Annotated in this window: 25 protein-coding genes and 1 pseudogene; 14 read left to right on the top strand and 12 right to left on the bottom strand. The window is 61.7% G+C overall.

What is annotated here, in order from left to right:
- Together ACNEOT_RS16245 and ACNEOT_RS16240 are read right to left on the bottom strand one after the other, a co-directional pair.
- Positions 1-172, bottom strand: a pseudogene (locus tag ACNEOT_RS16245) (lipoyl synthase); the annotation flags it as partial.
- A gap of 28 nt (positions 173-200) precedes the next feature.
- Positions 201-446 carry a hypothetical protein gene (locus tag ACNEOT_RS16240; RefSeq protein WP_415975084.1) on the bottom strand — a complete coding sequence of 82 codons (246 nt, stop codon included), beginning with the start codon at positions 444-446 and terminating at the stop codon, positions 201-203.
- Between the two features lie 153 nt (positions 447-599).
- On the opposite strand from ACNEOT_RS16240, the gene lpdA reads away from it, so the two are divergent.
- Complete coding sequence (gene lpdA, locus ACNEOT_RS16235) at positions 600-2,015, top strand: dihydrolipoyl dehydrogenase (protein WP_415975083.1); 1,416 nt, start codon at positions 600-602, stop codon at positions 2,013-2,015.
- 359 nt (positions 2,016-2,374) lie between these two features.
- Here lpdA and ACNEOT_RS16230 read toward each other — a convergent pair whose 3' ends face one another.
- Together ACNEOT_RS16230 and mftR are read right to left on the bottom strand one after the other, a co-directional pair.
- On the bottom strand, positions 2,375-3,553 hold the full coding sequence (locus tag ACNEOT_RS16230; protein ID WP_415975082.1) for an acetyl-CoA C-acetyltransferase: 1,179 nt from the start codon (positions 3,551-3,553) through the stop codon (positions 2,375-2,377).
- 240 nt (positions 3,554-3,793) lie between these two features.
- Positions 3,794-4,408, bottom strand: coding sequence for a mycofactocin system transcriptional regulator (gene mftR, locus ACNEOT_RS16225; RefSeq protein WP_415975081.1), 615 nt, complete (start codon positions 4,406-4,408; stop codon positions 3,794-3,796).
- Between the two features lie 105 nt (positions 4,409-4,513).
- Between mftR and mftA the strand changes: the two genes are divergently transcribed.
- The 5 genes from mftA (at position 4,514) to mftD (ACNEOT_RS16200) (ending at position 8,632) form a co-directional block, all read left to right on the top strand.
- Positions 4,514-4,627: a mycofactocin precursor MftA gene (gene mftA, locus ACNEOT_RS16220; protein WP_080730438.1), complete on the top strand. Its 114-nt coding sequence runs from the start codon at positions 4,514-4,516 to the stop codon at positions 4,625-4,627.
- 2 nt (positions 4,628-4,629) lie between these two features.
- On the top strand, positions 4,630-4,914 hold the full coding sequence (gene mftB / locus ACNEOT_RS16215; protein ID WP_415975080.1) for a mycofactocin biosynthesis chaperone MftB: 285 nt from the start codon (positions 4,630-4,632) through the stop codon (positions 4,912-4,914).
- Positions 4,915-5,007: 93 nt separating this feature from the next.
- Positions 5,008-6,258, top strand: a complete 1,251-nt coding sequence (gene mftC / locus ACNEOT_RS16210; protein ID WP_415975079.1) for a mycofactocin radical SAM maturase — start codon at positions 5,008-5,010, stop codon at positions 6,256-6,258.
- A complete protein-coding gene (gene mftD, locus ACNEOT_RS16205) occupies positions 6,258-7,439 on the top strand; it encodes a pre-mycofactocin synthase MftD (protein WP_415975077.1) in 1,182 nt (393 codons plus the stop codon). Before mftC ends, mftD (ACNEOT_RS16205) begins: the two co-directional genes overlap by 1 nt.
- Before the next feature lie 8 nt (positions 7,440-7,447).
- Positions 7,448-8,632, top strand: coding sequence for a pre-mycofactocin synthase MftD (gene mftD / locus ACNEOT_RS16200; RefSeq protein WP_415975076.1), 1,185 nt, complete (start codon positions 7,448-7,450; stop codon positions 8,630-8,632).
- Positions 8,633-8,636: 4 nt separating this feature from the next.
- Here mftD (ACNEOT_RS16200) and ACNEOT_RS16195 read toward each other — a convergent pair whose 3' ends face one another.
- The 4 genes from ACNEOT_RS16195 to ACNEOT_RS16180 form a co-directional block, all read right to left on the bottom strand.
- Entirely contained in the window at positions 8,637-9,326 is a 690-nt protein-coding gene (locus ACNEOT_RS16195) for a TetR/AcrR family transcriptional regulator (RefSeq protein ID WP_415975074.1), read from the bottom strand.
- A gap of 1 nt (position 9,327) precedes the next feature.
- Positions 9,328-10,290 (bottom strand): phosphotriesterase, encoded by a 963-nt coding sequence (locus ACNEOT_RS16190; RefSeq protein WP_415975073.1) that lies wholly within the window; start codon positions 10,288-10,290, stop codon positions 9,328-9,330.
- A complete protein-coding gene (locus ACNEOT_RS16185; protein WP_415975072.1) occupies positions 10,287-11,096 on the bottom strand; it encodes a phytanoyl-CoA dioxygenase family protein in 810 nt (269 codons plus the stop codon). Before ACNEOT_RS16185 ends, ACNEOT_RS16190 begins: the two co-directional genes overlap by 4 nt.
- Positions 11,097-11,347: 251 nt before the next feature.
- Positions 11,348-12,751 carry an SLC13 family permease gene (locus ACNEOT_RS16180; RefSeq protein ID WP_415975070.1) on the bottom strand — a complete coding sequence of 468 codons (1,404 nt, stop codon included), beginning with the start codon at positions 12,749-12,751 and terminating at the stop codon, positions 11,348-11,350.
- A 16-nt stretch (positions 12,752-12,767) separates the two neighbouring features.
- Between ACNEOT_RS16180 and ACNEOT_RS16175 the strand changes: the two genes are divergently transcribed.
- On the top strand, positions 12,768-12,893 hold the full coding sequence (locus tag ACNEOT_RS16175; protein ID WP_415975069.1) for a hypothetical protein: 126 nt from the start codon (positions 12,768-12,770) through the stop codon (positions 12,891-12,893).
- 170 nt (positions 12,894-13,063) lie between these two features.
- Here the strand turns inward: ACNEOT_RS16175 and ACNEOT_RS16170 are convergent, their stop codons facing one another.
- Positions 13,064-13,540 (bottom strand): Lrp/AsnC family transcriptional regulator, encoded by a 477-nt coding sequence (locus ACNEOT_RS16170; protein ID WP_415975068.1) that lies wholly within the window; start codon positions 13,538-13,540, stop codon positions 13,064-13,066.
- A gap of 242 nt (positions 13,541-13,782) precedes the next feature.
- On the opposite strand from ACNEOT_RS16170, the gene leuC reads away from it, so the two are divergent.
- The 6 genes from leuC (at position 13,783) to ACNEOT_RS16140 (ending at position 22,434) form a co-directional block, all read left to right on the top strand.
- A complete protein-coding gene (gene leuC, locus ACNEOT_RS16165; protein WP_415975067.1) occupies positions 13,783-15,192 on the top strand; it encodes a 3-isopropylmalate dehydratase large subunit in 1,410 nt (469 codons plus the stop codon).
- Entirely contained in the window at positions 15,192-15,806 is a 615-nt protein-coding gene (gene leuD / locus ACNEOT_RS16160) for a 3-isopropylmalate dehydratase small subunit (protein ID WP_415975066.1), read from the top strand. The genes leuC and leuD overlap by 1 nt, the downstream gene beginning before the upstream one ends.
- A complete protein-coding gene (locus tag ACNEOT_RS16155; RefSeq protein WP_415975065.1) occupies positions 15,799-16,578 on the top strand; it encodes an RraA family protein in 780 nt (259 codons plus the stop codon). The genes leuD and ACNEOT_RS16155 overlap by 8 nt, the downstream gene beginning before the upstream one ends.
- 34 nt (positions 16,579-16,612) lie before the next feature.
- Positions 16,613-20,122 (top strand): indolepyruvate ferredoxin oxidoreductase family protein, encoded by a 3,510-nt coding sequence (locus tag ACNEOT_RS16150; protein ID WP_415975064.1) that lies wholly within the window; start codon positions 16,613-16,615, stop codon positions 20,120-20,122.
- Positions 20,123-20,157: 35 nt separating this feature from the next.
- The gene (locus ACNEOT_RS16145; RefSeq protein ID WP_415975063.1) at positions 20,158-21,303 is read left to right on the top strand and encodes an acyl-CoA dehydrogenase family protein; all 1,146 of its coding nucleotides are present in this window, start codon (positions 20,158-20,160) and stop codon (positions 21,301-21,303) included.
- A gap of 66 nt (positions 21,304-21,369) precedes the next feature.
- Positions 21,370-22,434 (top strand): Glu/Leu/Phe/Val dehydrogenase dimerization domain-containing protein, encoded by a 1,065-nt coding sequence (locus tag ACNEOT_RS16140; RefSeq protein ID WP_415975062.1) that lies wholly within the window; start codon positions 21,370-21,372, stop codon positions 22,432-22,434.
- Positions 22,435-22,640: 206 nt separating this feature from the next.
- Here ACNEOT_RS16140 and ACNEOT_RS16135 read toward each other — a convergent pair whose 3' ends face one another.
- Both ACNEOT_RS16135 and ACNEOT_RS16130 read right to left on the bottom strand, forming a co-directional pair.
- The gene (locus ACNEOT_RS16135; protein ID WP_415975061.1) at positions 22,641-23,612 is read right to left on the bottom strand and encodes a zinc-dependent alcohol dehydrogenase family protein; all 972 of its coding nucleotides are present in this window, start codon (positions 23,610-23,612) and stop codon (positions 22,641-22,643) included.
- A gap of 169 nt (positions 23,613-23,781) precedes the next feature.
- Positions 23,782-24,183: a hypothetical protein gene (locus ACNEOT_RS16130; RefSeq protein ID WP_415975060.1), complete on the bottom strand. Its 402-nt coding sequence runs from the start codon at positions 24,181-24,183 to the stop codon at positions 23,782-23,784.
- 213 nt (positions 24,184-24,396) lie between these two features.
- Here ACNEOT_RS16130 and ACNEOT_RS16125 point away from each other — a divergent pair, with 213 nt between their 5' ends.
- On the top strand, positions 24,397-24,780 hold the full coding sequence (locus ACNEOT_RS16125) for a winged helix-turn-helix transcriptional regulator (RefSeq protein WP_415975058.1): 384 nt from the start codon (positions 24,397-24,399) through the stop codon (positions 24,778-24,780).
- A 460-nt stretch (positions 24,781-25,240) separates the two neighbouring features.
- On the opposite strand, the gene ACNEOT_RS16120 is transcribed toward ACNEOT_RS16125, so the two are convergent.
- Positions 25,241-26,491 carry a KasA/KasB family beta-ketoacyl-ACP synthase gene (locus tag ACNEOT_RS16120; protein ID WP_415975057.1) on the bottom strand — a complete coding sequence of 417 codons (1,251 nt, stop codon included), beginning with the start codon at positions 26,489-26,491 and terminating at the stop codon, positions 25,241-25,243.
- Positions 26,492-26,497 lie beyond the last annotated feature (6 nt).

Below are 26,497 nucleotides of genomic sequence, written 5' to 3'. Positions count from 1 at the left end.
TCACAAGGCCTTTGAGCTCGGTGTATTCCGGGCCCATCTTGGCTTTCGTCTTGATCCAGCTGGGTTTGCGTTCGATGGGGGTCTCCGCGTTTCGGATCTCGAGGCGGAGCAGCTTGCGTCCTTCTGGAAGAGGCGTCCTTTGTTCGGTGCCCGCAGCGGTCTGTGTGCGCATCAGTACCTGCTCCGATTCATCTGACCGGTCACCGATTCGTTGCGGCACGGACGATATGGCCGTCGACGATCAAGTCGTCGCGCGCGGCGATGTTCGACGCTTCACGGACAATCCACTGCATCTGCCTGGATTGGATCGAATAGGTCCTTCGATCGTTGTGCGGGTGCACGCTCATCGGGGCTCGCACGTCGAGTTGACCTGCCATGACGAGTGCACTTCGGACTCGACCGATGTCGAACGGTAAGCGGACAGTCCCGCCGTGTGGACGTTGCATATCGTCTCCTTGACTGTGTTGACAGTCACAGTAGACTAGTGGAGCGTTTGATTCAATCATTTGATCTTTACGGGTTCGGCTGTTCGCAAAGGCCGTCTCCACGAGTGGGCGCACGTGACAGTGCCCAAGCCAGGAAGAGTGGGAAAACTACAGATGACCTCGCACTATGACGTCGTTGTCCTCGGAGCCGGTCCCGGTGGGTACGTCGCTGCTATCCGCGCGGCACAACTCGGACTCAGCACTGCCATCATCGAGAAGAAGTACTGGGGCGGTGTGTGCCTCAACGTCGGCTGCATCCCCTCGAAGGCACTTCTCCGTAACGCCGAGCTGGCGCACCTCTTCACCAAAGAGGCGAAGCTGTTCGGCATCTCGGGCGAAGCCTCCTTCGACTTCGGTGCAGCGTTCGATCGCAGCCGCAAGGTTGCCGACGGACGCGTCAAGGGCATCCACTTCTTGATGAAGAAGAACAAGATCCCCGAGTACGACGGCAAGGGCACGTTCACCGATGCCAACACCATCGAGGTCGAGCTGACCAAGGGTGGCACCGAGACGATCACGTTCGACAACGCGATCATCGCGACCGGCAGCACCACCAAACTGCTGCCCGGAACCGAACTGAGCAAGAACGTCGTCACGTACGAAGAGCAGATCATGACCAAGGATCTGCCGGGTTCGATTCTCATCGTCGGTGCCGGTGCCATCGGCATGGAGTTCGGCTACGTGCTCGAAAATTACGGCGTGGACGTCACCATCGTCGAGTACCTCGATCGCGCGCTCCCGAACGAGGACAAGGACGTCTCGAAGGAAATCGAGAAGCAGTACAAGAAGCTCGGCGTCAAGGTCATCACCGGCGCAGGCGTGCAGAGCATCGACGACGACGGCAGCAAGGTCACCGTCGAGATCAAGCACAACAAGTCCGGTGAGAGCGAGACCTTCACCGTCGACAAGGTGATGCAGTCCGTCGGTTTCGCCCCCCGCGTCGAAGGATTCGGCCTGGAGAAGACCGGCGTGGAGCTCACCGATCGCGGTGCCATCGGTATCACCAACACGATGCAGACCAATGTCCCGCACATCTACGCCATCGGCGACGTCACGGCCAAGCTCCAGCTCGCCCACGTGGCCGAGGCGCAGGCCGTCGTGGCCGCCGAAACCATCGGCGGCGCAGAGACATTGCCGATCGACGACTACCGCATGATGCCGCGCGCGACGTTCTGTCAGCCCCAGGTGGCCAGCTTCGGCCTCACCGAGGACCAGGCCCGCGAAGAAGCGCAGGCACGAGGTTCGGACATCAAGGTCGCGAACTTCCCGTTCGCCGCCAACGGCAAGGCGCACGGACTGGGCGACGCCACCGGCTTCGTCAAGCTCATCGCCGACACCGAGCACGGCGAACTGCTCGGTGGACACCTCATCGGGCCGGACGTGTCCGAGCTGCTGCCGGAGCTGACCCTGGCCCAGAAGTGGGACCTCACGGTCAACGAGCTGGCACGCAACGTCCACACGCACCCGACGCTGTCGGAGGCACTGCAGGAAGCGATCCACGGCCTCGCGGGCCACATGATCAACTTCTGAGTGAGAACTTTCGGTCATACGAACGGCGGGCTACGATGCACGACAGATCAAGGGACATGCTGGATTTGGCGATCAAGTGGCGGTTCTGGGGCGGCCCTCCCGCCGAGGATATTTTTGTCCAGTTCGGGTTGACACCAGCGAGCTATTACTTGTGTCTCGATGAGGCGGTGACATCTCTGCGGAGCGAGCTTTCGCCAGGGTTGGCTGATGAACTCAGAGCTTTGTGTGACAGCCATCTGGGTGTGTCCAGCAGTGGTGTCCGTCGCCGAATTTGACCGAGGCACCAGCGTCGGGTCGTCCTCTCAGCACGAACGCGGCCGGCAGATCCTTCCGGGCTGCCGGCCGCGTCTCAGCGGTGATTACGCGTGAAGGATGAGGGCGTTCCCTTGCCCACCGCCGCCACACAGCGCAACCGCACCGACGCCACCGCCGCGGCGACCGAGTTCGTGGGCGAGTGACAACGCCAGACGCGCACCTGACATCCCGACTGGGTGCCCCAAGGCGATGGCGCCGCCGTTCACGTTGACCCTTTCGTCGTCGATTCCGAGGGCATCCGTCGAGGACAGTGCGACGCCGGCGAACGCTTCGTTGATTTCGACAACATCGAGATCGGCGACTGTCAGAGTGCCGTCTTTGGCGAGTGCCCTTTCTATCGCGTTGGCCGGCTGATTCAGCAACGACGTGTCGGGCCCGGCGACGAATGCCGATGATCCGAGTTCAGCGATCCAATCAAGGCCGAGTTCAGTCGCCTTGGCCTTACTCATGACCACCACCGCGGCTGCGCCGTCCGACAGCTGAGACGATGAGCCGGCAGTGACAGTGCCATCTGCAACAAATGCAGGGCGTAGCCTTCCCAGGCTTTCCGTAGTGGTCTCCGGCCGGATTCCTTCGTCGTCGGATACCGTTGTCGTTGCACGCTTGCCGGGTACCTCGATGGGCGCTATCTCGGAGGTGAACGTGCCGTCTCGCGTCGCCTGCGCAGCAAGGTCGTGCGATCGGGCGGCAAACGCATCCTGACGTGCACGGCTGATACCCGTATCCCGTACATACAAGTCGGTGGCTTCCCCCATGGGGACTCGGTCGAACGCGCACACGAGTGCATCACGGTCGAGTGAGTCTTCGAGAGTCGCTGGGCCATAACGGTAGCCACCGCGTGCGCCGCGGGCGATGTGCGGAGAATTACTCATGGATTCCATGCCACCGGCGATGACCACGTCGGCGTCGCCCGATTGGATCAACCTGTTCGCGTCGATGATCGCCTGAAGTCCGGACAGGCACAGGTTGTTGATGGTGATCGCTGGTGTGGACAGCGGTATACCGGCAGCTACTGCCGCTTGCCGAGCGGGATTGGGCCCTACGCCGGCTTGTACGACGTTGCCGAAGATCACGGCGTCCACCTTGGACGGCTCGAGTCCGGTTCTGGTCAGAGCGGCGCGGATGGCGTGGGCTCCGAGTTCGACAGCAGTCAACGACGCGAGAGCGCCGCCCAACTTGCCGATCGGGGTTCGAGCCCCTCCGATCAAGACGGTAGATATCATTCGTAACTCCTACAAGGATGGATGAGAAAACTACGATAAAACTTTCAGGCACAGTAGGTTTCGAGGATCACGTCGCTCATACGACACCCACGATCGAGCGAACTCCGAGGGTTTTTCGGAAACTCCCTCGGCAGCTCCTCGATACGCGAAGTCCTATGTCGACCGCCCAATGCTATGACACCATTTAGTTGGGCGTCAAAGTAAAAGTGTTCGTGAACCTTCCCTGGGCACTCGGCCACGTCATGTTGCCGGGCCGGTTTGTCCGAGACCTGCGTACAGGGGCTTCGTTCCTTCGATCAGAAGCTCGGCCAGGCTCGGTCCGTCGTCGGTCAGCCACTGTTCGTACGCAGATATCGCTATGCCGAGTAGGACCCATCCGACGGTGCGTGGGAAATGATCTGTCGGTGCGCAATTTGTTCGAGCCGCGACGAATTCGGCAATGACAGCTCGCCACCCCTCGTACATCACCATCGAATAGCCCTGCAATGCTGCGTTTTTCAAAATGAGGGACATCCGCTGCCGATGTATCTCGGTTTCCTCGGCGGGGAATGTGTTGAATCGCAGCAGTGCAGATCTCAGCGCATCTGGAAGGCTGACGTCGAGGGGCAGGGCGGACAGGTGCGCGCTGAGTGCCTCGAGTTGGGCGTCGAAGTCGCCCCAGGGAACAGCGTTCTTGGAGGGGAAGTAGCGGAAGAACGTCCGGCGTGCGATGCCGGCCGCCTCGGCGATGTCATCGATGCTGGTCTCGTCGAAGCCTTTCGACGCGAACAGTTCGATGCCCATGTCACTCAACTCACCCCTGCTTGTGGAGGGGCGCCGACCCATCCGGTGTGCGGGTTTCGCACTTCTCGTCATCTTTTCGCTCCGAACTCTGTCTTTATGCACCGAGTGCCATTATTGTAGTGATCCGAGCCACACGACAGTGCAAGTGTGGCCTACAACAACATGCGGAGGTCTCAGATGTCGAAGAAGAACGAGAACGCTGTGGTCGGTACGGCTGTCGTCGAGTCCGATCTGGTGGAAGAATCCCTGGTCGAGGAAGTGTCGATCGACGGCATGTGCGGCGTGTACTGATCATGTCTGCTGCAGTGCAGGACGCACTCGATCTGGATGCGGCGTGGGCTCTTCATCCGCAGGTGGCGTTGCGTCCCGAATCGTTCGGGGCGTTGCTGTATCACTTCGGCACTCGCAAGCTCTCGTTTCTGAAGAACCGCACGATCGTGGCGATCATCGAATCGCTTCCCGATCACCCGGATATGCGATCGGCTATCACCGCCGCCGGCATCACCGAATCGGCGTCAGCTTCATACGTCAAAGCCTTTGCTACGCTCGCTGATTCGAAGATGATCGTCACCGTCTGAGTCGTTGTTCGGTCCTGGTTCGGATCGAGCGTTTCCTCGGTCCGTCGCAGCCTCGATGGATCTTTCCTCTGATTGTACGAATGAGGTTCCTTCATGACTTCCACCCTCGAAAGACCAGCTCCGGTAGGCAGATTGGTCGATCAGTTCGAGCTCGGTCTCGACGCGCCCATTTGTTTGACGTGGGAGTTGACCTACGCCTGCAATTTGTCGTGTGTGCATTGTTTGTCGTCGTCGGGTCGTCGTGACCCCCGTGAACTCAGTACCGAGCAGTGCAAGTCGATCATCGACGAGCTGCAGAAGATGCAGGTGTTCTACGTCAACATCGGCGGCGGCGAACCGACTGTGCGATCGGACTTCTGGGAGCTCGTCGATTACGCGACGGCCCATCAGGTGGGGGTGAAGTTCTCCACCAATGGGGTCAAGATCGACAAGAAGGTGGCGGCGCGGTTGGCGGCGTCGGACTACGTCGACGTGCAGATCTCCATCGACGGCGCAACCGCCGAGGTCAACGACGCGGTCCGCGGACCGGGCTCGTTCGACATGGCCTGCCGGGCGTTGGAGAACCTGAAGGAGGCGGGCTTTCGGGACGCGAAGATCTCCGTTGTCGTGACCCGGCACAATGTGAGTCAGCTCGACGATTTCAAAGCCCTCGCCGACAAATATGCTGCGACACTGCGGATCACGCGGTTGCGGCCGTCGGGTCGCGGCGCGGATGTGTGGGATGATCTGCATCCGACGGCCGGTCAGCAGCGCGAACTCTACAACTGGCTCGTTGCGAACGGTGAGGGTGTGTTGACGGGGGATTCGTTCTTCCATCTCTCGGCGTTCGGTGACGCTCTGCCGGGCCTGAATCTGTGTGGTGCGGGGCGGGTGGTGTGTCTGATCGACCCGATCGGCGACGTCTATGCCTGTCCGTTCGCCATTCACGAGAACTTCCTCGCCGGCAACATCGTGCGTGACGCGCGTCCCGCGACAGCGACATCCCCCGGTATGGGCGGCTTCCAATCCGTATGGCAGACATCGGATTTGTTCCAGGAGTTGCGCTCGCCGCAGACCTCGGGAGCGTGCACCACGTGTGCCCATTTCGATGCGTGCCGTGGTGGGTGCATGGCAGCGAAATTTTTCACGGGCCTGCCCATGGATGGTCCGGATCCCGAATGCGTGATCGGTAACGGTGAGATGGCGTTGGCGGCGGCGGGGGAGATCCCCAAGTCCAGTGTCGATCATTCGCGTACCGGTCAGCGCAAGACCCCTCGTAAGTCGGTGCCGCTGACGTTGATGATGCGTCCGCCGGCGAAGATCTGCGACGAGAACCCGCTCGCAGGAATGGAGCAGGAACGCTGATGGCGAAGAGTGTGTGGTTCGAGACCGTTGCCGAAGCGCAGCGGCGTGCGAAGAAACGTCTACCGAAGTCCGTGTACGCCGCTCTGGTGGCAGGCTCGGAACGCGGAGTGACGATCGACGACAACATGGCTGCGTTCGGTGAACTCGGTTTCGCCCCGCACGTGGCTGGGCTGTCGGACAAGCGTGATCTGTCGACGACGGTGATGGGGCAACCGCTGTCGTTTCCGGTGATGATTTCCCCGACGGGCGTTCAGGCCGTCCACCCGGACGGTGAGGTCGCGGTGGCGAGAGCTGCTGCGGCGCGCGGTATTCCGATCGGGTTGTCCTCGTTCGCGAGCAAGTCCGTCGAGGAGGTCGCGGCGGCGAATCCGCAGACGTTCTTTCAGATGTATTGGGTGGGTTCGCGTGAGGTGTTGTTGCAGCGGATGGAGCGGGCCCGCGCAGCCGGGGCGGTCGGGTTGATCATGACGTTGGATTGGTCGTTCTCGAACGGCCGCGACTGGGGTAGCCCGTCGATCCCGGAGAAGATGGACCTCAAGGCAATGGTTCAGTTCGCGCCGGAGGGCATCATGCGTCCGAAGTGGTTGTGGGAGTTCGCCAAGACCGGCAAGATCCCCGATCTGACGACACCGAACCTGACACCTCCCACGGGTGGGCCTGCACCGACGTTCTTCGGGGCGTACGGGGAGTGGATGGGTACTGCGTTGCCGACGTGGGAGGACGTGGCGTGGTTGCGGGAGCAGTGGGGTGGGCCGTTCATGCTCAAGGGTGTGATGCGAGTCGATGATGCGAAGCGGGCTGTCGATGCGGGGTGCACGGCGATTTCGGTGTCGAACCATGGTGGTAACAATCTCGATGGCACGCCGGCTCCGATCCGGGCGTTGCCTGCGATCGCGGAGGCCGTCGGCGATCAGGTCGAGATCACCCTCGACGGCGGCATTCGCCGCGGCAGCGATGTCGTGAAGGCCCTCGCACTCGGTGCGCGGGCGGTGTTGATCGGGCGTGCATATCTGTGGGGTCTGTCGGCGGGCGGGCAGGCCGGTGTGGAGAATGTGCTCGACATTCTGCGCGGCGGAGTCGATTCCGCAATTCTGGGGCTCGGGCACACGTCGGTCCACGACCTGTCGCCGTCGGATGTCGTCATGCCGCTCGGGTTCGACCGCAGACTCGGCGTCGACTAGCGAACCCCGTGTACGACAGATCGGGGTGGTTCGAGTCCGTTGCCGAGGCGCAGCGGCGCGCGAAGAAGCGACTCCCGAAGTCGGTGTACGCCGCTCTAGTTGCCGGTTCGGAGCGCGGAATCACCGCCTCGGACAATACGGCTGCGTTCGCTGAACTCGGGTTCGCCCCGCACGTGGCGGGTCAGTCGAATACCCGGGAGTTGTCGACGACACTGATGGGGCAACCGCTGTCGTTCCCGGTGATGATCTCTCCGACGGGTGTGCAGGCAGTGCACCCCGACGGCGAGGTCGCCGTCGCGCGGGCGGCAGCGGCGCGGGGGATTCCGATGGGGTTGTCGTTGTTCGCGAGCAAACCCATCGGGGAGGTCGTCGCCGCCAATCCGCAGACGTTCTTTCAGCTGCATTGGGTGGGTTCGCGGGAGTTGTTGGGGCACATGCTCGATCGTGCCCGTGCTGCGGGTGCTGTCGGGTTGATTCTGACGATGGATTGGTCGTTCTCGGAGGGTCGTGATTGGGGTAGTCCGGTGATACCGGAACGTCTCGATGTGAGGGCGACGATTCGATTGGCACCCGAGGTACTGGCACGGCCGCGGTGGCTGGCCCGGTGGGCATGCGCGGGCGCGTATCCGGATCTGACGGCACCGAATCTCGCTCCGCCCGGTGGGCCTGCGCCGACGTTCTTCGCGGCGTATCGGGAGTGGATGTCGACTCCGTTGCCGTCGTGGGAGGACATTGCGTGGTTGCGTGAGCAGTGGGACGGTCCGTTCATGCTCAAGGGTATTTCGCGTATCGACGACGCGCTGCGGGCCGTGGACGCAGGCGTCACTGCGATCTCGGTGTCCAATCACGGTGGCAACAATCTCGACGGTTCGCCGGCGTCGATCCGGGTTCTGCCGGCCATCGCCGAGGCGGTGGGGGATCAGGTCGAGATCGCCCTCGACGGCGGTATCCGGCGGGGCAGTGATGTGGCGAAGGCACTAGCGCTCGGTGCGCGGGCCGTCCTGATCGGGCGCGCGTATCTGTGGGGTTTGGCGGCGAACGGTCAGGCGGGGGTCGAGAACGTGCTCGACATCCTGCGCGGCGGTCTGGACTCGACCGTGCTGGGTCTCGGCCATTCATCGGTGCACACCCTCGGACCCACCGACGTCGTTGTACCGCCCGGGTTCACTGGGGCAGGTCGGTTCTCTGTCTGAAATTTCACTGTTCCGCGGCAATCTCGGCGGTGCTCGCCGCTTCGTCTGTGCCGTGCGATCGCAGTACACCATCGAAAATTGTGGATTGCAGTGAATCGATGAACGATTGGTCCACTCCTCGATGAAACACTGCCCGGAACTGAATTGCTCCGACGATCGTGTCGAACAGAACGTGTGCGTTGACCTCTGGGACAACATGTTTCAACGTGACCGCCTTGTCGACGATGTGCGCGAAACGTGCCCGCACCTCGGATTCGTTCGGTTCCCTCAGTTCCGTCTGCAGAGACGGGTCCCGTTGGAACTCAGCGAGCAGAAGCGGCAAGGCCGCCCGGGTGGCGGGTCGTGAGTAAGAAGCAGCGGCAGCGACCATCAGTCGACGGATGTCCGAAACAAAATCGTCGGTGTCGATCACCAGTGCACCATCGTCGGCGGGAAAGGCCGCGTCGTATGCCAGATGCACCTTGGTCGGCCACCGTGTGTAAAGGGTCGGCCGGGTGACCCCTGCTCGTTCGGCGACGTTGCGAAACGTCAATCCGGTATATCCCTCTGTCGCAAGGATTACTCGTGCGGCCGCCAGCGCTGATTCGTCGGTAGTAGGGTCCCGCGGCCTGCCGCGGCCGGTAGGTGGTGCGGTGCCCGGTTCTACGTTTCGACCGGACTTACGTCGTGTCGGAAAGTCGTTCGACTGTGACATGTCAACTACTGAGAATCGTTTGCGGGTTCTCTACCATCATCCGGTCGATCATCGCCTGGGTGACGCCGCGTCGTCGAAGCTCCGGAATCACATCGCGAGATATGTGGGCATAGTGGTAGTTCGGGTGTCGCACTGCAACAATGGCACTGTCGACGCGATCGTTGAAGCTGTAAGCGTCATGAGAGAGAACCATCCGTTCAGCGTAACCGCGCTCGCACATGGCTACCACCGTTGCGATGCGTTCCTCCCCGGAGACCGACTCGATTCCGAATCGGTCCATTCCCAACCAGAGGCCGCGATCAGCCAATTCGGACAGGTAGTCGACGTCGGTCGAGTCGCCTGCGTGTCCGATGATGATGCTGTCCGGAGCGACTCCCCTTTTCGCCAATGCGTGGTACGCCGCCCGTCCGGACTGCGTCCGAGCGTCGGTGTGCACCGTGATCGGTGTTCCCGTCAACTCGTGAGTCCGCGAAATTGCAACCACGAGTCGCTCGATGTCGGCATTCAGTTCTGCATGCTCGACCACACATTTGAGCATTGCCGCCTTGACTCCGGTATCACCGATACCCTCTAGAATGTCGCGGACGAAGAACTCGACCATGCGATCTTCCCCGCCGAACAACGACCCGGGACCTTTGTTTCCGAAATATGGTGGCAGGGTGTCGGCACAGTAGATTCCGGTGGATACAACAATGTTCACCGCAGTCTGTTCGGCAACCCGTTCGATCGCAGGGATGAAACGACCCAGCCCTATCACCGTGAGATCGACGATGGTGTCGATGCCGAGTGCTTTGATTTCGTTAAGCCTGGTGGCAGCCTCCAGTGCTCTTCGCTCGATCTCCCATTCTTCCGGGAGATCGGGCCGGTTCCAGTGCACTTCGGGACTCAAGCCGAATATATGTTCGTGCATCAGAGTGGCACCGAGATTGTCGTCGGCGAGAGGTCCCCGCATGGTTTCGATCATTCTTCGATCCGTGTGTCGATGAGGGGAAATCGTGGACTCTCGAAAGGCGAGCCGACAGTCAGAGGTGGATCGAGCTGATCCGTTTGTGAGTAGGGTGCCCCGGTGTACAGGGTGTCTGCACCGAAATACGTTGCAGCGAAGGACAAACGGCGTCGCTCGGTAGAATTCGCGGGTGCGCCGTGGACAGTGAGCGCATGGTGCACGGTCGCGTCGCCGGGTTGCAGATCAACCCCTCCGGCAATCGAGTGTTGTTGGAGCCACGGGTGCTGCGAGAGCATATCGTCACCGTCGCGTACAAAACTGCGTCCGAGTACACCCAGGCGATGGGACCGATCGACGAACCGTAGTGAACCCATATCTGCGGTCACCGGGACCAGAGCCACCCAGACGGTGAGCATCGACGAACGATCCATCGGCAGCCAGGGAAAGTCTTGGTGGAACACCGTTTCCTCGCTGTGGAGCATGCTCCCGACGGGTTCCTTGACGAGTAGATTACTGATTTGCAAGCGAACGCGATGGACTGACCCCAGTAATCGAATCGCGTTGTCTCCCATATTTTTGTCATGAGCAACCGCCCGGAAGTCCGGTTCGATAGCTGCGATGTCGCGATCCTGCCCGAATGCGCGGTCGACGTAGCCGACTCCTCGCCCGACCTCGCTCTTCGTTGCGCTCAATCGATCGTCGGCGACTCGGTGCAAACCTTCGACTGTGTCCGAATCGACCAGGGAGGGCAGGTGAACCCAGCCATGCTCGGAGAAGTGCTCAACCTCGCTCGTGGTGACCGACCTAACGGCTGCCTTTTCCACACGTGCCCCTTTATCGAGTGCGTTTTATTTACTTTGCAGACAGTAAAGTAAATGCAGCGCGGTGTCCACCGCTCGGTGGTTGACACCGGCCGTCCGACAGGGCAACTTCTGCCGGTGTGGACTTGAAGCTTCGCCCACGTGACCTGCGGTGAGGCGATGCGTAACTGCATGCGATCAAGGACCAACGGTCGAAGTAGGTGAACGAAGTGCACGGCGGTCGTCCTCTCGGGAGGACGACCGCCGTCGACGGGTCAGAGCGAGGTCGGCAGAACGACGACCAACCACGCGAGCAGAGGTGCGACCGCGACGATGTACCCGGTGTACTTGAACAGCGACTTCTGGAATGCGTCCCGGTCCGGGACCTGTGCGTTGGCGAGGACCATGACTCCGTTGCTGGACAGTGGGCTGACGTCGACGATGACGGCCGAGAACGACAGTGCCGCAATGAATCCGATCAAGCCCAATTCGCCGAGCATCAGCAATGGAGACGCAAGCGGTAGGACGATACCGAGTGTTCCGATGGAGGATCCGACGGCGGAAACAGCTGCGACGGCGTAGCACAGGATGAGAGCGGTCAGAATCGGCGAGCTCAACGATGCGGCTGCATCGCCGAGGAACTGCAACGTTCCGTTCTCACGCATGACGGACATGTACGTGAGCATTCCGCAGACGAGCAGGACCGCGGACCACGTGACGTTGTCTACTGCGGGCTTGTGCTTGGTAGGTGCGAGCATCAGCAGAACTGCTGCGATAACCATCGAGCACACGCCGACGTCCAGTTGGAAGACTGCGGAACCGATCAGTAGAGCGCCCATGCCGACCAGGGTGAGGATGCGGATCGGTGTGAAGCCGGTGGCTTCGATCTCCTCGAGACGATCTGGTCCTGGCTTCGTCGGTCCCGTCGTCACGACCATCGGACCAGCGCCCGAACGGGCGGTGACACCTTGTTGCGAGGATGTGGATGCACCGACCAGGCTGCCGCCTCGCGGAAGGGATGTGGGGCTGTTCGAGTTGGTTCCGCCGCCGGTGAAGTCGTCGATGTCGATAATCTGTCCGTCGGATTTCATCAGGTCACGGCCACGGACCAGAAACAGCCCGAGGGCGAGAACAAAGCTCAGACCCAGTGGAATCAGGTACAGGGCAAGCGGGTTCGTCGGCAGACCGGCGGATTGGAGCCAGCCGTTGGTGAATGCGCCGTAGACGGTGATGGGAGAGAACGCGGCTCCGAGCACGCCGTGGCTGATCATCATGCCCATCAGGAGCGGGTCGATCTTGTACCGCTTGGCGATGGGCATGGCGATCGGTGCCAGCATACCGACGGCGAGTACCGATCCCATCGTCATCAGTCCTGCGCCCAGGACGAACATCAACCACACAATGGCCCAGCGCTTACCGCGCACCAGCTTGAGAGCGCCGGAGACTATGAGGTCCACCGTCCCGTTCACTCGGGCGATACCGAACAGCAGGGTGATTCCCACGATGATCGTGAAGATACTGCCGGGGAAGAAGCCGAAAATGTCGTCCATGGACATGCCGGACAACCAACCACCTACGACGAATGCCGCAGCGAAGGCCAAGACACCCATATTGATCGGTGTCATGGTGGCGATCGCGAACAGCGCTATCAGCGCTGCGATCGATACGAAATAGATCATCGAAGGAACCCTTTCGGTGGATGCTCTGCGGTTGGGCCGAGCACGCGTCGTCGGTGATGGGCCGACGAACGGTGAGTTGTTGGTGGGCAGAGCCTCACCGGGCCTGTGGTGGGCGTTACTGCTCGCCGCTATTCAATGGTGATGGCCATCACAAAATCAATCGGTCCCACCAGAATGCTTCCAAGTGCTCACCATGATCCGAAAAGATCCGGCATTACTATGCCAAGTGCTCAGTCCAGTTTGCCGCAAGTCCGTCAATGTTCGAGCTATGCACCGTGTAGGTACCAGATGCGCGATAACAACGGTGGCGTCCTACCGGCTTTCGGCTCGCATCTTCTCGACGATAGGGATGGTGCGCGGCCAGATTCGCCGGCTCAGGACGATTTCGGAACGAGTGCGGAGCACTCCCTCAGTTTTCATCACGGCCTGCAGCACCGACTCGAAGTGGGTGTTGTCACGCGCGACGACGCGGCAAAGCAGGTCGCCTTCTCCGGATACGGTGTTCGCCTCGATCAGCTCGGGCACCGCAATCAGGCGTTCCAATGTTTCGTCGACCTGATTCTGTGCGATGTGGACGTGTACGAATGCCATCACCGTGTACCCGAGCGGCGCAAGGTTGATCTGCGGACGCCATGTGACGATCACGCCGGCTTTCTCCAGCTTCGTCATACGCGCCTGGGCGGTGTTTCGGGCGATGTTGAGTCGGCGCGAGTATTCGCGTACCCCGGCACGGGGTTCTTCGACGATCAATCGAAGTAGGTCCAGATCCAGCTTGTCGAAACCGTCCACGGTGTCCTCCCTGGGGATTGCATGGAATTAATCCATCTGCGCATCTATGTCCGCGGATGTCGCTCACTTTTGAGCATTTGGTAGCAGATTCGAGCTATTGGTTTATCTCACGGTACATGTCTGGCTATGTTGTGTGTCACATCGAGGTCCTGGGCGGACCGTTCGGCACCAGCCCCGCCGGACGTGAAGTGTTCTGGCCCATCCTCGGAGCGCGCGACTAGTGGAAGGAAACCGTGCAGATAATGGGAAGCACGTTGGCGGACAAGATTTGGCAGAGCCACCTGGTTCGTTCTGTCGAGGGCGAGCCGGACTTGGTCTATATCGATATGCACTTGCTGCACGAGGTGAACACACCCGCTGCATTCGCTGGCTTGCGGCAGGCCGGTCGTACGGTTCGCCGGCCGGAATTGACGCTCGGCACCGAGGACCACAACACGCCTACCGACGATGTGCTGCGCACGATCACCGATCCCGCGGCCGCAGAGCAGCTCGACCACATCCGCCGCAATTGCGCGGATTTCGGTATCGAGCTCTACTCGCTCGGCGACGCCTCACGCGGAATCGTTCACGTGATCGGTCCTGAACTCGGCCTGACACAGCCCGGAATGACGCTGGTCTGTTGCGACTCGCACACCAGCACGCACGGTGCGTTCGGAGCGCTGGCGTTCGGAATCGGCACGAGCCAGGTCGAGCACGTCCTCGCTACCCAGACTCTGCCGATGACTCCGATGAAGAACATGCGCGTCGTGGTCGAGGGAGAACTGCCGTTGGGTACCGGTGCCAAGGACCTGATTCTCGCCGTAATCGAGCGAATCGGCACCAGTGGCGGTCAAGGCCATGTGATCGAATACCAAGGCGAGGCTATTCGCTCACTGTCGATGGAAGCTCGAATGACCGTGTGCAACATGTCGATCGAAGCAGGTGCTCGGGCCGGTCTCATCGCCCCCGACGAGGTGACCGTCGACTACCTGCGCGGTCGGCCGCACGTCCCGGCCGGTGACGCATTCGACGCTGAGGTCGAGTACTGGCGCACGTTCTACTCCGACGACGACGCCGTCTTCGACAAAGAGGTACACATCGATGCCGCCTCCATAGCGCCGCGCGTGTCGTGGGGGACCAACCCTGCACAATCGGTCGGCATCGGCGACACCGTGCCCGACCCAGCGTCGTTCGTCGACGCGATCGAACGTGCCGCTGCCGAGCGAGCGCTCAGCTACATGGATCTCGAACCCGGAACACCACTTCGCGACGTTGCGGTCGATGCGGTGTTCATCGGTTCGTGCACGAACGGTCGGATCGAGGATCTTCGCGAGGTCGCCGAGGTGTGGAAGGGCCGTCGCATCTCATCGAAGGTCAAGGTGCTGCTGGTCCCCGGCTCCGAAGCCGTACGTGCACAGGCGATCTCGGAGGGCCTCGACAAGATCTTCGCGGATGCCGGTGCTCCGCTGCGGTATTCGGGGTGCTCGATGTGCGTTGCCCTCAACGACGACCGCTTGCAACCCGGCCAACGGGCAGCGTCGACCAACAACCGCAACTTCGAAGGTCGCCAAGGGCGAGGGGTACGCACCCACCTCGTATCTCCAGGTGTCGCCGCCGCAACCGCGGTGGCGGGCCGACTGATGGCACCTGCCGATCTGGAAGGACCTCTCTGATGGAACCGTTCACCGTGCACTCAGGAACAGCAGTTCCGTTGCGCATCTCCGATGTCGACACCGATCAGATCATTCCCGGGCGTTTTTGCGTCGGGGTCACCAAGGAAGGTTACGAAGACGCCCTGCTGCACGACTGGCGAGCGCAGCAGGACTTCGTACTGAATCGCCCTGAGCACCAAGGCGCTACCGTCTTGGTAGCGGGCGAGAACTTCGGCGTCGGCTCCTCGCGGGAAATGGCGGTATGGGCGTTGCAGAACTACGGCTTCAAGGCCGTGCTCGCGCCGCGTTTCGGGGACATTTTTCGGGGGAATTCGCTGAAGAACGGCCTGTTGACCATCACGCTCGATCAAGAGGTCATCGATTTACTGTGGAAAGCGATCGAGACGACCCCGAGCGATCCGATCACCATCGACCTGCTCGAGCGTGAGGTTCGCTGCGATGGGCAGAGCTACGCGTTCGAGCTCGACGAAAACGCGCGCTGGCGGTTGCTCAACGGGTATGACGACATCGGCCTCACACTCCGCAACGTTGCCGACATCGACACCTACGAGGCCACACGACGACGCAGCCTGCCGACGACCCCACGCGTTCCCGTAGGGACGAACCATGTCTGAGGCTCGTGTCGCTTCCGATGCCTACGCCAGGATGACTTCCGCGACACCGACGTCGAAGATCTCGTCATCGTCCGTGCCCCGATACGACACCGACTATGCCTCGCGGCTGCTCGTCGTACCGGACGCCTCGTCGGCGGTAGCCGACACGCTCGACGAGCTCGGTGTCGGTTTTGTGCTCGATTCGACTGCGCTGCAGCCGATCACGGCAGGCATCCGCATCTGCGGACAAGCTGTGACGCTGCGTTACGTCCCACTCGGCGGCGACGTGAGCAGCAACCGCGACGCCGGTCGCGGAAGAATCTTCGGCGACCGCGACCTGTACGGTTTCGGCCGCGCCGGTGACGTCGCTGTCATGGATTGCTCCGGCTCGCTCACCGGGTCGGTCATGGGAGCCCTGTCGGCGAGGTGGGCGGTCAAAGCAGGAATCGCCGGATGCGTCGTCGGCGGTGCCGTCCGCGACACCGACAGTATTCGCGCCTCGGGATTGCCGGTGTTCAGCTCCGCGACAAACCCGGCCGCTGCCCGCTACCGGTACGAGATCGCCGAGATGAACGGGCCCGTGACGATCCACGGGTGCACGGTGGTCCCGGGGGACTACATCGTCGGCGACTCGGACGGCATCTGCATCGTTCCGTTCGCCGACATGCCGCGCGTGGTCGAGCACTGCGAAATCGCTCACCGCGCGGAAGCCGATTTCATCGAACGCATCGACAACGCAACCACACTCGAAGAACTCGTAGCAGGACTCACGCCCGGCACAGCCCCCGCCTGACGTGACCCAGACCTACCAAGCAAGGACACCGACAGTGACTTCCACTCTCCAGCCTCGATCCACAGCGTTTTCCCTCGACGACCGTTACACCCTCGACGACGGTTCGATCTACCTCACCGGTATTCAAGCTCTGGTCCGCATCCTGCGTGATCGCGCCATCCTCGATCGCCGGCGAGGATTGCAATCGTCCTCGTTCGTCTCCGGCTACGAAGGATCTCCGCTCGCCGGATACGATCTCGAAATCGGCCGCAAGCGAAAGATGCTGTCCGAGTGCGACGTTGTGCACCGTCCGGGCGTCAACGAGGAACTGGCGGCGACGTCGGTACTCGGGACACAGATGGCACCACAGATCGGGCACCTCCGATCCGACGGTGTCACCGGGTACTGGTACGGCAAGTCACCAGGCCTCGACCGTGCCTCGGATGCCATCCGTCACGCCAACCTCGTCGGTGCCGACCCGAACGGCGGAGCAGTTGCCATCGTCGGCGACGACCCGGGCGGAAAGTCGTCTTCGCTGGCATGTGCGTCCGAAGTCGCGATGGCCGACTTGCTGATTCCCACGCTGTATCCCGCGGATTCGCAGGAAGTTCTCGACTTCGGCGTGCACGCCCCGTTCCTGTCCCGTTTCACCGGCCTGTGGTCCGGTCTGAAGATCGTCACCGCGGTCGCCGACGGCGCGAGTTCGGCTGTGGTGCATCCGGACCGGATCGATCCGAAGTACGGTGCCCTCGGACCCAGCACCTACAAGCCGAACGCCAACCTTGTCGGCCCGAACCTGCTGACTCTCGAACGCAGCCAGCAGATGGACCGCCTGCCCCGGGCACTGGAATACGCGCGAATCAACGGGTTGAACAAGATCCTGCAGTCCGGACCCGACGACCGCATCGGCATCGTCACCTCTGGCAAGACGTATCTCGATCTGCGTGAAGCTCTGTCGATTCTCGGACTCGAACCCGAGGATCTGCGCCGCTACGGCATCAGAATTCTCAAGCTCGGAATGATCTACCCTGTCGATCCTGACATCGTCACCGCATTCGCCATGGGACTCGATGAAATCATCGTGGTCGAGGAGAAGCGCGCCTTCATCGAAACCGCCATCCGCGACATCCTGTACCGCAGCGTCAATGCGCCCGTGGTGATCGGAAAGCACAACACCGACGGCAGAGCTCTGGTCAATTCCTTCGGTGAACTCGACGCTGACCTCGTCGCGAGTGCGCTGACGAAGCGGCTCGGCGACGAGTACGGCGTCGACCCGGTCCTGCGGTACAAGGAACGCCCCAAGCGGTCCCGAATCTCGCTTCCGTTGCTCACTCGTACGCCGTATTTCTGCTCGGGATGTCCACACAACTCCTCGACGAAGGTCGCCCCCGACACGCTCATCGGCGGCGGCATCGGCTGCCATGCCATGGTCATGATGATGGACGACAAGCAGGTCGGCGACGTCATCGGACTGACCCAGATGGGCGGCGAGGGTGCCCAGTGGATCGGGATGGCACCGTTCCTGACCGAAGGCCATTTCGTTCAGAACATCGGTGACGGCACGTTCATGCATTCGGGATCCCTCGCCATGCGTGCGGCCGTGGCATCGGGTGAGAACGTCACCTACAAGCTCCTCTACAACGCCACGGTCGCTATGACCGGCGGTCAAGACCCGGTCGGCGGGATGCCTCTGGACCAGCTGGTACGACTGCTGCTGGCCGAGGGCGTCAAGAAGGTCGTCGTCACAACGGAGGACCGCGATCGGATCAAGTCACTGAAACTGCCCAAGGGAGTAGAAGTTCGTGACCGCGATGACCTGGTCGCTGTGCAGGAGGAACTCGCAACCGTCTCCGGTGTCTCGGTGCTCGTTCACGATCAGGAATGCGCCGCGGAAAAGCGTCGTAAGCGTAAGCGCGGCAAGATGGAGACGCCCACGACCCGCGTGATGATCAACGAGAGGATCTGCGAGGGCTGTGGCGACTGCGGCGAGAAGTCGAACTGTTTGTCCGTTCATCCCACCGATACCGAGTTCGGACGCAAGACGACAATCCATCAGTCCTCCTGCAACCTCGACTATTCCTGCCTCAAAGGCGACTGCCCCTCCTTCTTGACTGTCACACCGGGCCCGGCGGAGCAGCGAGAACCAGTGGCCGACGTGGCAACCGACATCGTCGCCGATCCGGCCGTACCGACGATTACCGACGAGTTCGGAATGCGCATCATGGGTGTCGGCGGCACCGGCGTCATCACGGTCGCTCAAATCCTCGCCACCGCAGCCGTTATCGACGGAAAGTTCGTCCGCAGTCTCGATCAGACGGGACTGGCCCAGAAGGGTGGGGCGGTTATTTCCGACCTCAAGATCACCGCAGACTTCCGCGATACGGCGTCCAAGATCGGGCAGGGCCGCTGCGGGCTGTACCTCGGATGCGACTCCCTGGTCGCGACGGACCCGGCGAACCTGAAAGTGGCCAACACCGACACGACCGTTGCTGTCGTGTCCACGACCGAGATTCCGACCGGCAAAATGGTGGTCGACACCTCGATCCAGTTCCCCGGCATCGGTGAGATTCGATCTGCGATCGGTGGGGCAACAGCCCGGGCAATCTATCTCGACCCGGCGCTGCTCTCTCGCGAACTTTTCGATGACGAGCAGTACACCAACATGCTGCTCGTCGGCGCTGCATTCCAGACCGGAGTGCTCCCGATCGGACGCGAAGCGATCGAAGAGGCAATCACACTCAACGGTGTCTCCGTTTCGGCGAACCTGCAGGCATTTCGCCGCGGCAGGCAGGCCGTCGCGGATCCGGACGCACTGGACGCTGCAATCGCAGCGAACCGTCGTGCCGTGTTCGAGCCGGCACCGCCGTCAGCGCTGGCGCAGTCCATCGCCTCGGCGGTCCGCGCCGGGCGGGACTCCGAATTGGCCCGCAAGGTGTTGATTCGCACAGCGGAGCTTGTCGACTACCAGAATGCGGGTTATGCCCGGCAGTACGTCGAGTTCGTCGAAGATGTTCGCTTGCAGGAAGAATCGGCGGTCGCTGGTTCCACTGTTCTGACCGAGGCTGTGGCGCACAGCCTGCACAAGTTGATGGCCTACAAGGACGAATACGAGGTTGCGCGGCTCGCACTGGATCCCGAGTTCGATGCGACGGTGAAAGAAGCGTTCGGTGCCGGAGCAACCCGCGCGGTCCGGTTGCATCCGCCGATGTTGCGGGCTATGGGAATGAAGAACAAGCTCTCGCTCGGATCGTGGGTCAACCCTGGATTCAAGACATTGCAAGCCATGCGGAAGGTCCGCGGAACGAGGCTCGATGTATTCGGATACCACCACATCCGAAAGATGGAGCGTGCGTTGATCACCGAGTACCGCGACACGATCACTCAGTTGTTGACGGTGCTGAATCGGAACAGTCTGTCGTCGGCGGTCCGCATCGCAGAGTTGCCCGACATGGTTCGAGGATACGAGCAGGTCAAGGTCGCGAACGTCGAAAAGTATCACCGCGAACTCGAGAACTTGCTGCAGGCGTACCCCGAATCCGCATGTGCGCCCAGGGTCGCTGTCTAGTCGATCGAGTTCGATCCCGTACCGAAGGGCGAAGAATGAAGAAGTACATTCCTACCTGGCACGACGACGAAGTTGAGGCGCTGTCCGACCTGGCCTCGGGCTTTTTCGAGCGAGAAGTCATGGCGCACAACGAGAAATGGGATACCCAGCATCGCATCGATTGTGAAGTGTGGCTCGAAGCAGGCAAACTCGGCCTCCTCTGCTGCTCGATTCCCGAGCAGTACGGCGGAGGCGGCGGAACGTTCGCGCACGATCTTGCGGTGTTCTGCGCCCAGGGCTACGCAGGCGACCTGTCGTTCGGCATCTCGGTGCATTCCGGCATCGTCGCGCACTACATCAACGAGTACGGCACCGAAGAGCTGAAATCGCAATGGCTGCCGGGGATGGCAACCGGCGAGTTGCTCGGGGCAATCGGGATGACCGAGCCGGGTGCCGGATCCGATCTCAAAGCCATCAAGACCTCCGCGATACGCGATGGCGATCACTACGTGGTCAACGGCTCGAAAACGTTCATCACCAACGGTTCGTCGGCCGACCTGATCGTGCTCGCCGTCAAGACGGATCCGAAAGCAGGAGCACGAGGTGTGTCGCTTCTGCTCGTGGACCTTCGTGACGCCGAGGGGTTTGCTGTCGGACGGGTGCTGGACAAGGTAGGTCAGATCGGTGCGGACACCTCGGAGCTCTCGTTCACCGATGTGCGAGTTCCGGTGACCAACCTGTTGGGGGAGGAGGGGCGTGGGTTTGCGCAGATGATGGCTCAACTCGGGCAGGAGCGACTGATCATCGGGGCGCAGGCCTCCGGGGCGATGAACCGAGCCGTGCACGACACAGTGGAATACACGAAGTCCCGGCAGGCGTTCGGACACAGTCTGTTCGAGTTTCAGAACACGGCGTTCGAGCTAGCCGAATGTCAGACGATCGCCCGGACGTGCGAGACGTTCCTCGATTCATGCATTCGCTCGCACCTCGCCGGAGAACTCGACCCCGCCGAAGCAGCAATGGTCAAGTATTGGCTCACCGACCAGCAATGCGCAGTGATCGATCGGTGCGTGCAGCTCCACGGTGGATACGGCTACATGCGGGAATATCTCATAGCTCGCATGTATCAGGACGCACGCGTTCAACGCATCTACGCGGGAGCCAACGAAGTTATGAAAGGCATCATTGCCCGGGAGCTGTGAAGGCCTGACGCCTACCCGCTCCGTCGCCTGCTTTCCGCGCCGCACCTACACCTGAGGACAATCTCGATGAACCAGAACGCACTGCAGACAGAGGATGGCGCAACTTTCACGCGCTACGACGCCGAAACCGATACCTCGTTCGTCATTCGGGTGGACTCCACGGAACTGGGTCCCGCGGCCGGCGGCACACGCGCTACTCAGTACACAGACTTCGCTGAGGCACGTTCGGATGCCACCAGGCTCGCCGCTGCCATGACACTGAAAATGGCACTGGCCAATCTTCCCATGGGCGGCGGCAAGTCGGTCGTCGCGCTTCCTCGCCAACGAAAAGACGTCGACGCCGCCACCTGGAATCGCATACTCGGTATTCACGCCGACAACGTGAACGAATTGGCCGGCAAGTACTGGACCGGCCCCGATGTCAACACCAACTCGGCCGACATGGACATCGTCGGACAGAGAACGGACTATGTATTCGGCCGCTCCGTCGAGCGGGGCGGTGCCGGGTCGAGCGCCCCCACCACGGCCGCTGGAGTGCTAGCGGCGATGACGTCGGCAGCTCAGCACCGAGGTCTGGGCTCGCTCGACGGCCTACGGGTGGTCATCCAGGGTATCGGTGCAGTCGGGGGAGTCTTGGCCACACTGGTCGAGCAGGCCGGCGCAGTGGTTTCGGTAACCGATCACGACGACGCTCGTCTGATGCGAGCCCGAGAACTCGGTTACACCGTGATCGATCCAGCCGACGCCATGACGACGGAGTGCGACATCTTTGCTCCATGCGCAATGGGAGGAGTGATCACATCGGCAGTCGCAGAACGTATTCCATGTTCGGTCATCGTGGGAGCTGCCAACAACGCTCTCGGTGACGACAAAGCCGGATCGGTCCTCCGTGACCGCACTGTTCTGTTCGTGCCCGATATCGTCTCCAGCGCGGGAGGCGCAATCCACTCGGTCGGCCGCGAACTCCTGGGATGGACCGACCTGGAGGTCGCGGCTCACATCGAAGGTATCGGCGACACGGTGGGCGAGGTGATAGACATCGCCAACGGAGACGCTATCGCCACCGACGCCGCGGCCCGGATCCTCGCGCGGCGACGCGCCGAAACCGCCAGTCGACCATTGCTTCGATGACAGGCCACCCGTAGACAGGTTCAGTAGGTCGACGATTTCGAGTTCTTGATTTATGACCCGACCTACTGGACGGGCCTTGTCGGCGGCATCTCATTTCGTCTTGGGTCGGCGCGCTTGCGGACCGAGAGACGCAGATCGGTCGAAGACAGCTCGTGTGCCATCGGTCAGATGAATGGGCGTGTGGGCATTCTGGCTCGGCTCCCCGCTTACCGGCGAAGGTCCAGGAGCACTCTCGCGCCTGACGCTGCGTGTTCGATCGCGGAAGAGAGTTCGCGTAGTGGGTACACCGCCGCGACAGGTTGGACTACTTCGGTGGTAGCGAGTATCGGCAGAATCGTGTGTTCCACGACCCGAGGTGTATCGGCAAAATAGCGTGGATATGCCTGGTAGAAGCCCCTGATCGTCAGGTCCTTGCTCACAATGTCCAGGGTGTCGACGGCGAGGGGGTCGCCGGTGACGTTGCCATAGGTCACCAGCACACCGCCCGGTGCCAGCAGCTTTGCGAGGAGGCGGCTCGATTCGCCACCGAGAAGGTCAAGGGCGAGAGCAATATTGAGATCTGTCACGCGTTCGAGCGCGGCCTGTGCGCCGTCGTTGACGTCGATGACCACGTCGCATCCGAGCGCCTCGAGCGCGGCAATGTCGTCGGCTCGGCGGACGATGCCGATCGTTCGCACGTCTCGCTTGCTCGCCAGCGCCAGCAACCAGCGTGCGAGTCCGGAGGTGGCCGCGTTGAACACCACGGCGTCCCCGGGTTGCAACAGGCCGTAGTCGCGAAGCAGGAACTCTGCGGTGGCGGCATTGATGGTGAGCATCGCTGCTTGCTGGGGGTCGATCTCGGGCGGAACAATTACCAGGTTGGAGGCTTGCACCGCGATCTGCTGACGCCAGGTTCCTGAGCTGTGAGGAAGCAGCACCCGTTGACCGACGGCGACCGAAGTCACGTCCTTTCCGAGCGCGGCCACGACTCCGGTGCCTTCGTTGCCGACCTGGGCCGGAAAGTGGGTGATCAGGCCCGGTACGCGGGCCAACATCAGGTCGTTGTGGTTGATCGGCGCGTAATCGATGTCGACGAGAACCTCGTCGGCCGCTATGTCGTTGCTGTCGATGTCCGGTAGCTCGTGCAGTCGATAGACCGACGAGGGGTCGCCGACATCGGTCAGTTGTACGCTTTTCATTGTCGAACCCTCATTCTGATGGTGGTGGGACAGGGGCGGTTCTGCGGTGAGGAAATGGGCGGGGGATCTGCTCGATTGGTCGCGCGAGCGCGCGATGCTGCGAGAACTCTGAATCCCGGCGTCGTCGAGTCACCAGCGCCGCAGGAAGACATGTGCGGCATTGTTGTTCTCAGCGTGCCGATCGCCCTTGCCTGAGCGCCAATGCTCCTGCGGCCACAGCCGACAGCGCCACCCCCGGTGACATCACCGTGGTCGAACCGGTGATGTCCTTCCGTCGGGCGGCCGCGATCCAGGCCGCAGCGTCGATGGCGTCGATCACGATGTTGAGTCGGATGAAGTCTTTCGGGGACCGGAAGCGGTCGAGTCTCATCAGCCCGAGCGCGAGGGCTGCGTTACGGATCCCGAACATCTGTTGATAGGGAACGGCCACAGTCCCCTTCGACTCCATACCGAAGAATCGGGCCACAAGCGCAGGCGCGGCGAGGTGACTGGTGGCGACGATGATGCGACCGACGATCAACAGCCGCAGGGGGACGGACGAGGTGAATGTTTCGGAACTATCCTTGGGCACAGTGCGCTCCTTCTTCGAGTACACCGGTCGATGTCGTGCAGTCGACCGGAATGGGGATGGGTGGCCACACGTCGCGGGTGATCGGTGGCGTGAGTCGTTGTATGAGCCGACGCTAGCGCACTAGTGTTTTTATAGCAACTACCAAATTGGTAGTGTCGGGTGAGTCGTGCGACTTGCCGAGTCGGAGGGAACGGAAGTGAGGTGCAGAACGCGATGGACGACGAGCAGGTGGAAGTAGACCCGTACTGTCCCTACTTCGCTGCAGGGATGCACATGCTGGACCAACGCTGGGCAGGCACTGTGCTCCGAACGCTGATAGCGGGACCCCAACGGTTCAACGACGTCGCCGCCGCGATCCCCGGAATCACCGACAGCACCTTGTCCAAGCGCCTCAAAGGACTGGAGTCCGACGGCCTCGTCGCTCGGGTGGTGCATCCGACCACACCGGTCCGAATCGAATACCGGCTCACCGACATGGGAACTGCGCTGGGCAAAGTGCTCTTGCAGTTGAACGGTTGGGCGCTCGAGTGGGTGCATCTGCCCGCGAGCGAAGCGGAATCGGATCAGACACGACGTAGTGAGCTAGGTTCTGGGTAGTCCAGTTCGCGAGTAACTCGTCGCTGCGCTACGAAGTCAGTGGTCCGTCGCTGAAGACACGGTCGTGCCGCACCAAACGGGGCGTGAGCAGCGCCGAGAACAGGGTCACGTGGCTGTCACCGATCGGGCGCGAGATGTCGTGCGGCCGTGCGCAGGCCGGAGACGCCGATGATCACTCGATTCGCCGAACATTCAGCTCAGCGGGCCAGTGATGGAGGTCGTTGCATCCACTCGATTCATATTTCTCGTACAGCAGGTTCGGGGTTCGAATCCATGATGGCGCACGCCAAGTGACCATGACCAGCAATTTGCTGGTCATGGGCCTTTGTGGGTATATCCGGGTATGTCTGGGCATCCGCAAGCTTCGCAGAAATGGATGTCGACGGTCTCGAATTCCCAGGGGTAGTTGTCGCGTGATTTCCCCGGTCCGGAGCTGCGATCAACGCTCCGTACAACGTGTTCAGGCTCGGCCGAATGCGAGGGCGACGTTGTGTCCACCGAAGCCGACGGAGTTACTGAGTGCGTACTGCATGTGTTGCGAGCGTGCGTGGCCGGTGACGATGTCGAGGTCGATGGTGGGGTCTTGGTTGTCGAGGTTGAGCGTCGGCGGTACGAGTTGGTTCTCGAGGGTAAGAACGGTGATGGCAGCTTCGAGCGCGCCGACTGCGCCGATCGAATGTCCGAGAGCCGATTTGGGGGCATACACACTCGCGTGCGGGGTCACAGCCATTATCGAGGTGGCCTCGGCTGCGTCACCGACCGATGTGGAAGTCGCATGCGCGTTGACGTGGTTGACGTCGGTTGCGGTCAGCCCTGCGGTGGTGAGGGCTTTGCGCATGGCGCGGGCGAGCCCTTCGCCGTGGGGTTCGGGTGCAACGATGTGGTATCCGTCGGAGGTGATACCGGCCCCGAGGATGCGTCCACGAATGTGGGCGTCGCGTGCTCTGGCATGATCTTCGGATTCGAGGACGAGGAGGGCTCCTGCCTCTCCGAAGACGAACCCGTCGCGGTCGCGGTCGAACGGTCTCGACGCTTTTCCCGGGTTGTCGTTGCGGGTACTCATCGCCCGCATCGTGGCGAAACTGGCGATGGGGACCGCGTCGATTTGTCCTTCGACTCCGCCCGCGACGACGACGTCTGCTTCCCCGGTCTCGATCAATCGCCAGGCCTGGGCAAGCGCCTCGGACCCGGAAGCGCAGGCGGACACCGGGGCGAATACGCCACCACGCGCGCCGAGCTGAAGCCCGACGGTCGCGGCGGGGCCGTTTGGCATCACCATCGGCACCGACAACGGTGACACTTTGCGGTATCCCTCGGTGCGAAGGGTATCGACGGCCGCGACGAGGGATTCGCCACCGCCGAGGCCCGTCCCCACGGCCACGGCGAGGCGTTCGGTGTCGACGTCCGGCGATCCAGCGTCGGCCCACACGCGTTCTCCGAGAACAAATGCAAGTTGTTCGACGAAAGACATGCGTCGTTGTTGCACGCGGGTCAGGTGCGACGCGGGATGGGTGACGAGGGTGCCGCCGATGCGAACGGGGAGGTCGTATTCCTCGACGAACGGGGCGTCCAACACTCCGATGCCGGTTCTGCCTTCGATCAACCCGCGCCAGGTTCCGTCGAGGGTGTCCGCGAGCGAGGTCGTCGCCGCCATTCCGGTGATCACAACTCCGCGCCGTTGACGAGTTTCTGAACCATGTGATTCATTCATCCGTGC

The organism is Rhodococcus sp. 077-4 (genome assembly GCF_047782425.1).
Taxonomy (GTDB): Bacteria; Actinomycetota; Actinomycetes; order Mycobacteriales; family Mycobacteriaceae; genus Rhodococcoides.
This window is presented reverse-complemented; position numbering and strand designations above follow the sequence as displayed.

What these genes read in the sequence shown, in the direction of transcription:
- ACNEOT_RS16240 (WP_415975084.1), bottom strand. Translation starts at nt 446, where the DNA reads ATGCAACGTCCACACGGCGGGACTGTCCGCTTACCGTTCGACATCGGT.
- lpdA (WP_415975083.1), top strand. Translation starts at nt 600, where the DNA reads ATGACCTCGCACTATGACGTCGTTGTCCTCGGAGCCGGTCCCGGTGGG.
- ACNEOT_RS16230 (WP_415975082.1), bottom strand. Translation starts at nt 3,553, where the DNA reads ATGATATCTACCGTCTTGATCGGAGGGGCTCGAACCCCGATCGGCAAG.
- mftR (WP_415975081.1), bottom strand. Translation starts at nt 4,408, where the DNA reads ATGACGAGAAGTGCGAAACCCGCACACCGGATGGGTCGGCGCCCCTCC.
- mftA (WP_080730438.1), top strand. Translation starts at nt 4,514, where the DNA reads ATGTCGAAGAAGAACGAGAACGCTGTGGTCGGTACGGCTGTCGTCGAG.
- mftB (WP_415975080.1), top strand. Translation starts at nt 4,630, where the DNA reads ATGTCTGCTGCAGTGCAGGACGCACTCGATCTGGATGCGGCGTGGGCT.
- mftC (WP_415975079.1), top strand. Translation starts at nt 5,008, where the DNA reads ATGACTTCCACCCTCGAAAGACCAGCTCCGGTAGGCAGATTGGTCGAT.
- mftD (WP_415975077.1), top strand. Translation starts at nt 6,258, where the DNA reads ATGGCGAAGAGTGTGTGGTTCGAGACCGTTGCCGAAGCGCAGCGGCGT.
- ACNEOT_RS16195 (WP_415975074.1), bottom strand. Translation starts at nt 9,326, where the DNA reads ATGTCACAGTCGAACGACTTTCCGACACGACGTAAGTCCGGTCGAAAC.
- ACNEOT_RS16190 (WP_415975073.1), bottom strand. Translation starts at nt 10,290, where the DNA reads ATGATCGAAACCATGCGGGGACCTCTCGCCGACGACAATCTCGGTGCC.
- ACNEOT_RS16180 (WP_415975070.1), bottom strand. Translation starts at nt 12,751, where the DNA reads ATGATCTATTTCGTATCGATCGCAGCGCTGATAGCGCTGTTCGCGATC.
- leuC (WP_415975067.1), top strand. Translation starts at nt 13,783, where the DNA reads ATGGGAAGCACGTTGGCGGACAAGATTTGGCAGAGCCACCTGGTTCGT.
- leuD (WP_415975066.1), top strand. Translation starts at nt 15,192, where the DNA reads ATGGAACCGTTCACCGTGCACTCAGGAACAGCAGTTCCGTTGCGCATC.
- ACNEOT_RS16155 (WP_415975065.1), top strand. Translation starts at nt 15,799, where the DNA reads ATGTCTGAGGCTCGTGTCGCTTCCGATGCCTACGCCAGGATGACTTCC.
- ACNEOT_RS16145 (WP_415975063.1), top strand. Translation starts at nt 20,158, where the DNA reads ATGAAGAAGTACATTCCTACCTGGCACGACGACGAAGTTGAGGCGCTG.
- ACNEOT_RS16140 (WP_415975062.1), top strand. Translation starts at nt 21,370, where the DNA reads ATGAACCAGAACGCACTGCAGACAGAGGATGGCGCAACTTTCACGCGC.
- ACNEOT_RS16135 (WP_415975061.1), bottom strand. Translation starts at nt 23,612, where the DNA reads ATGAAAAGCGTACAACTGACCGATGTCGGCGACCCCTCGTCGGTCTAT.
- ACNEOT_RS16125 (WP_415975058.1), top strand. Translation starts at nt 24,397, where the DNA reads ATGGACGACGAGCAGGTGGAAGTAGACCCGTACTGTCCCTACTTCGCT.
- ACNEOT_RS16120 (WP_415975057.1), bottom strand. Translation starts at nt 26,491, where the DNA reads ATGAATGAATCACATGGTTCAGAAACTCGTCAACGGCGCGGAGTTGTG.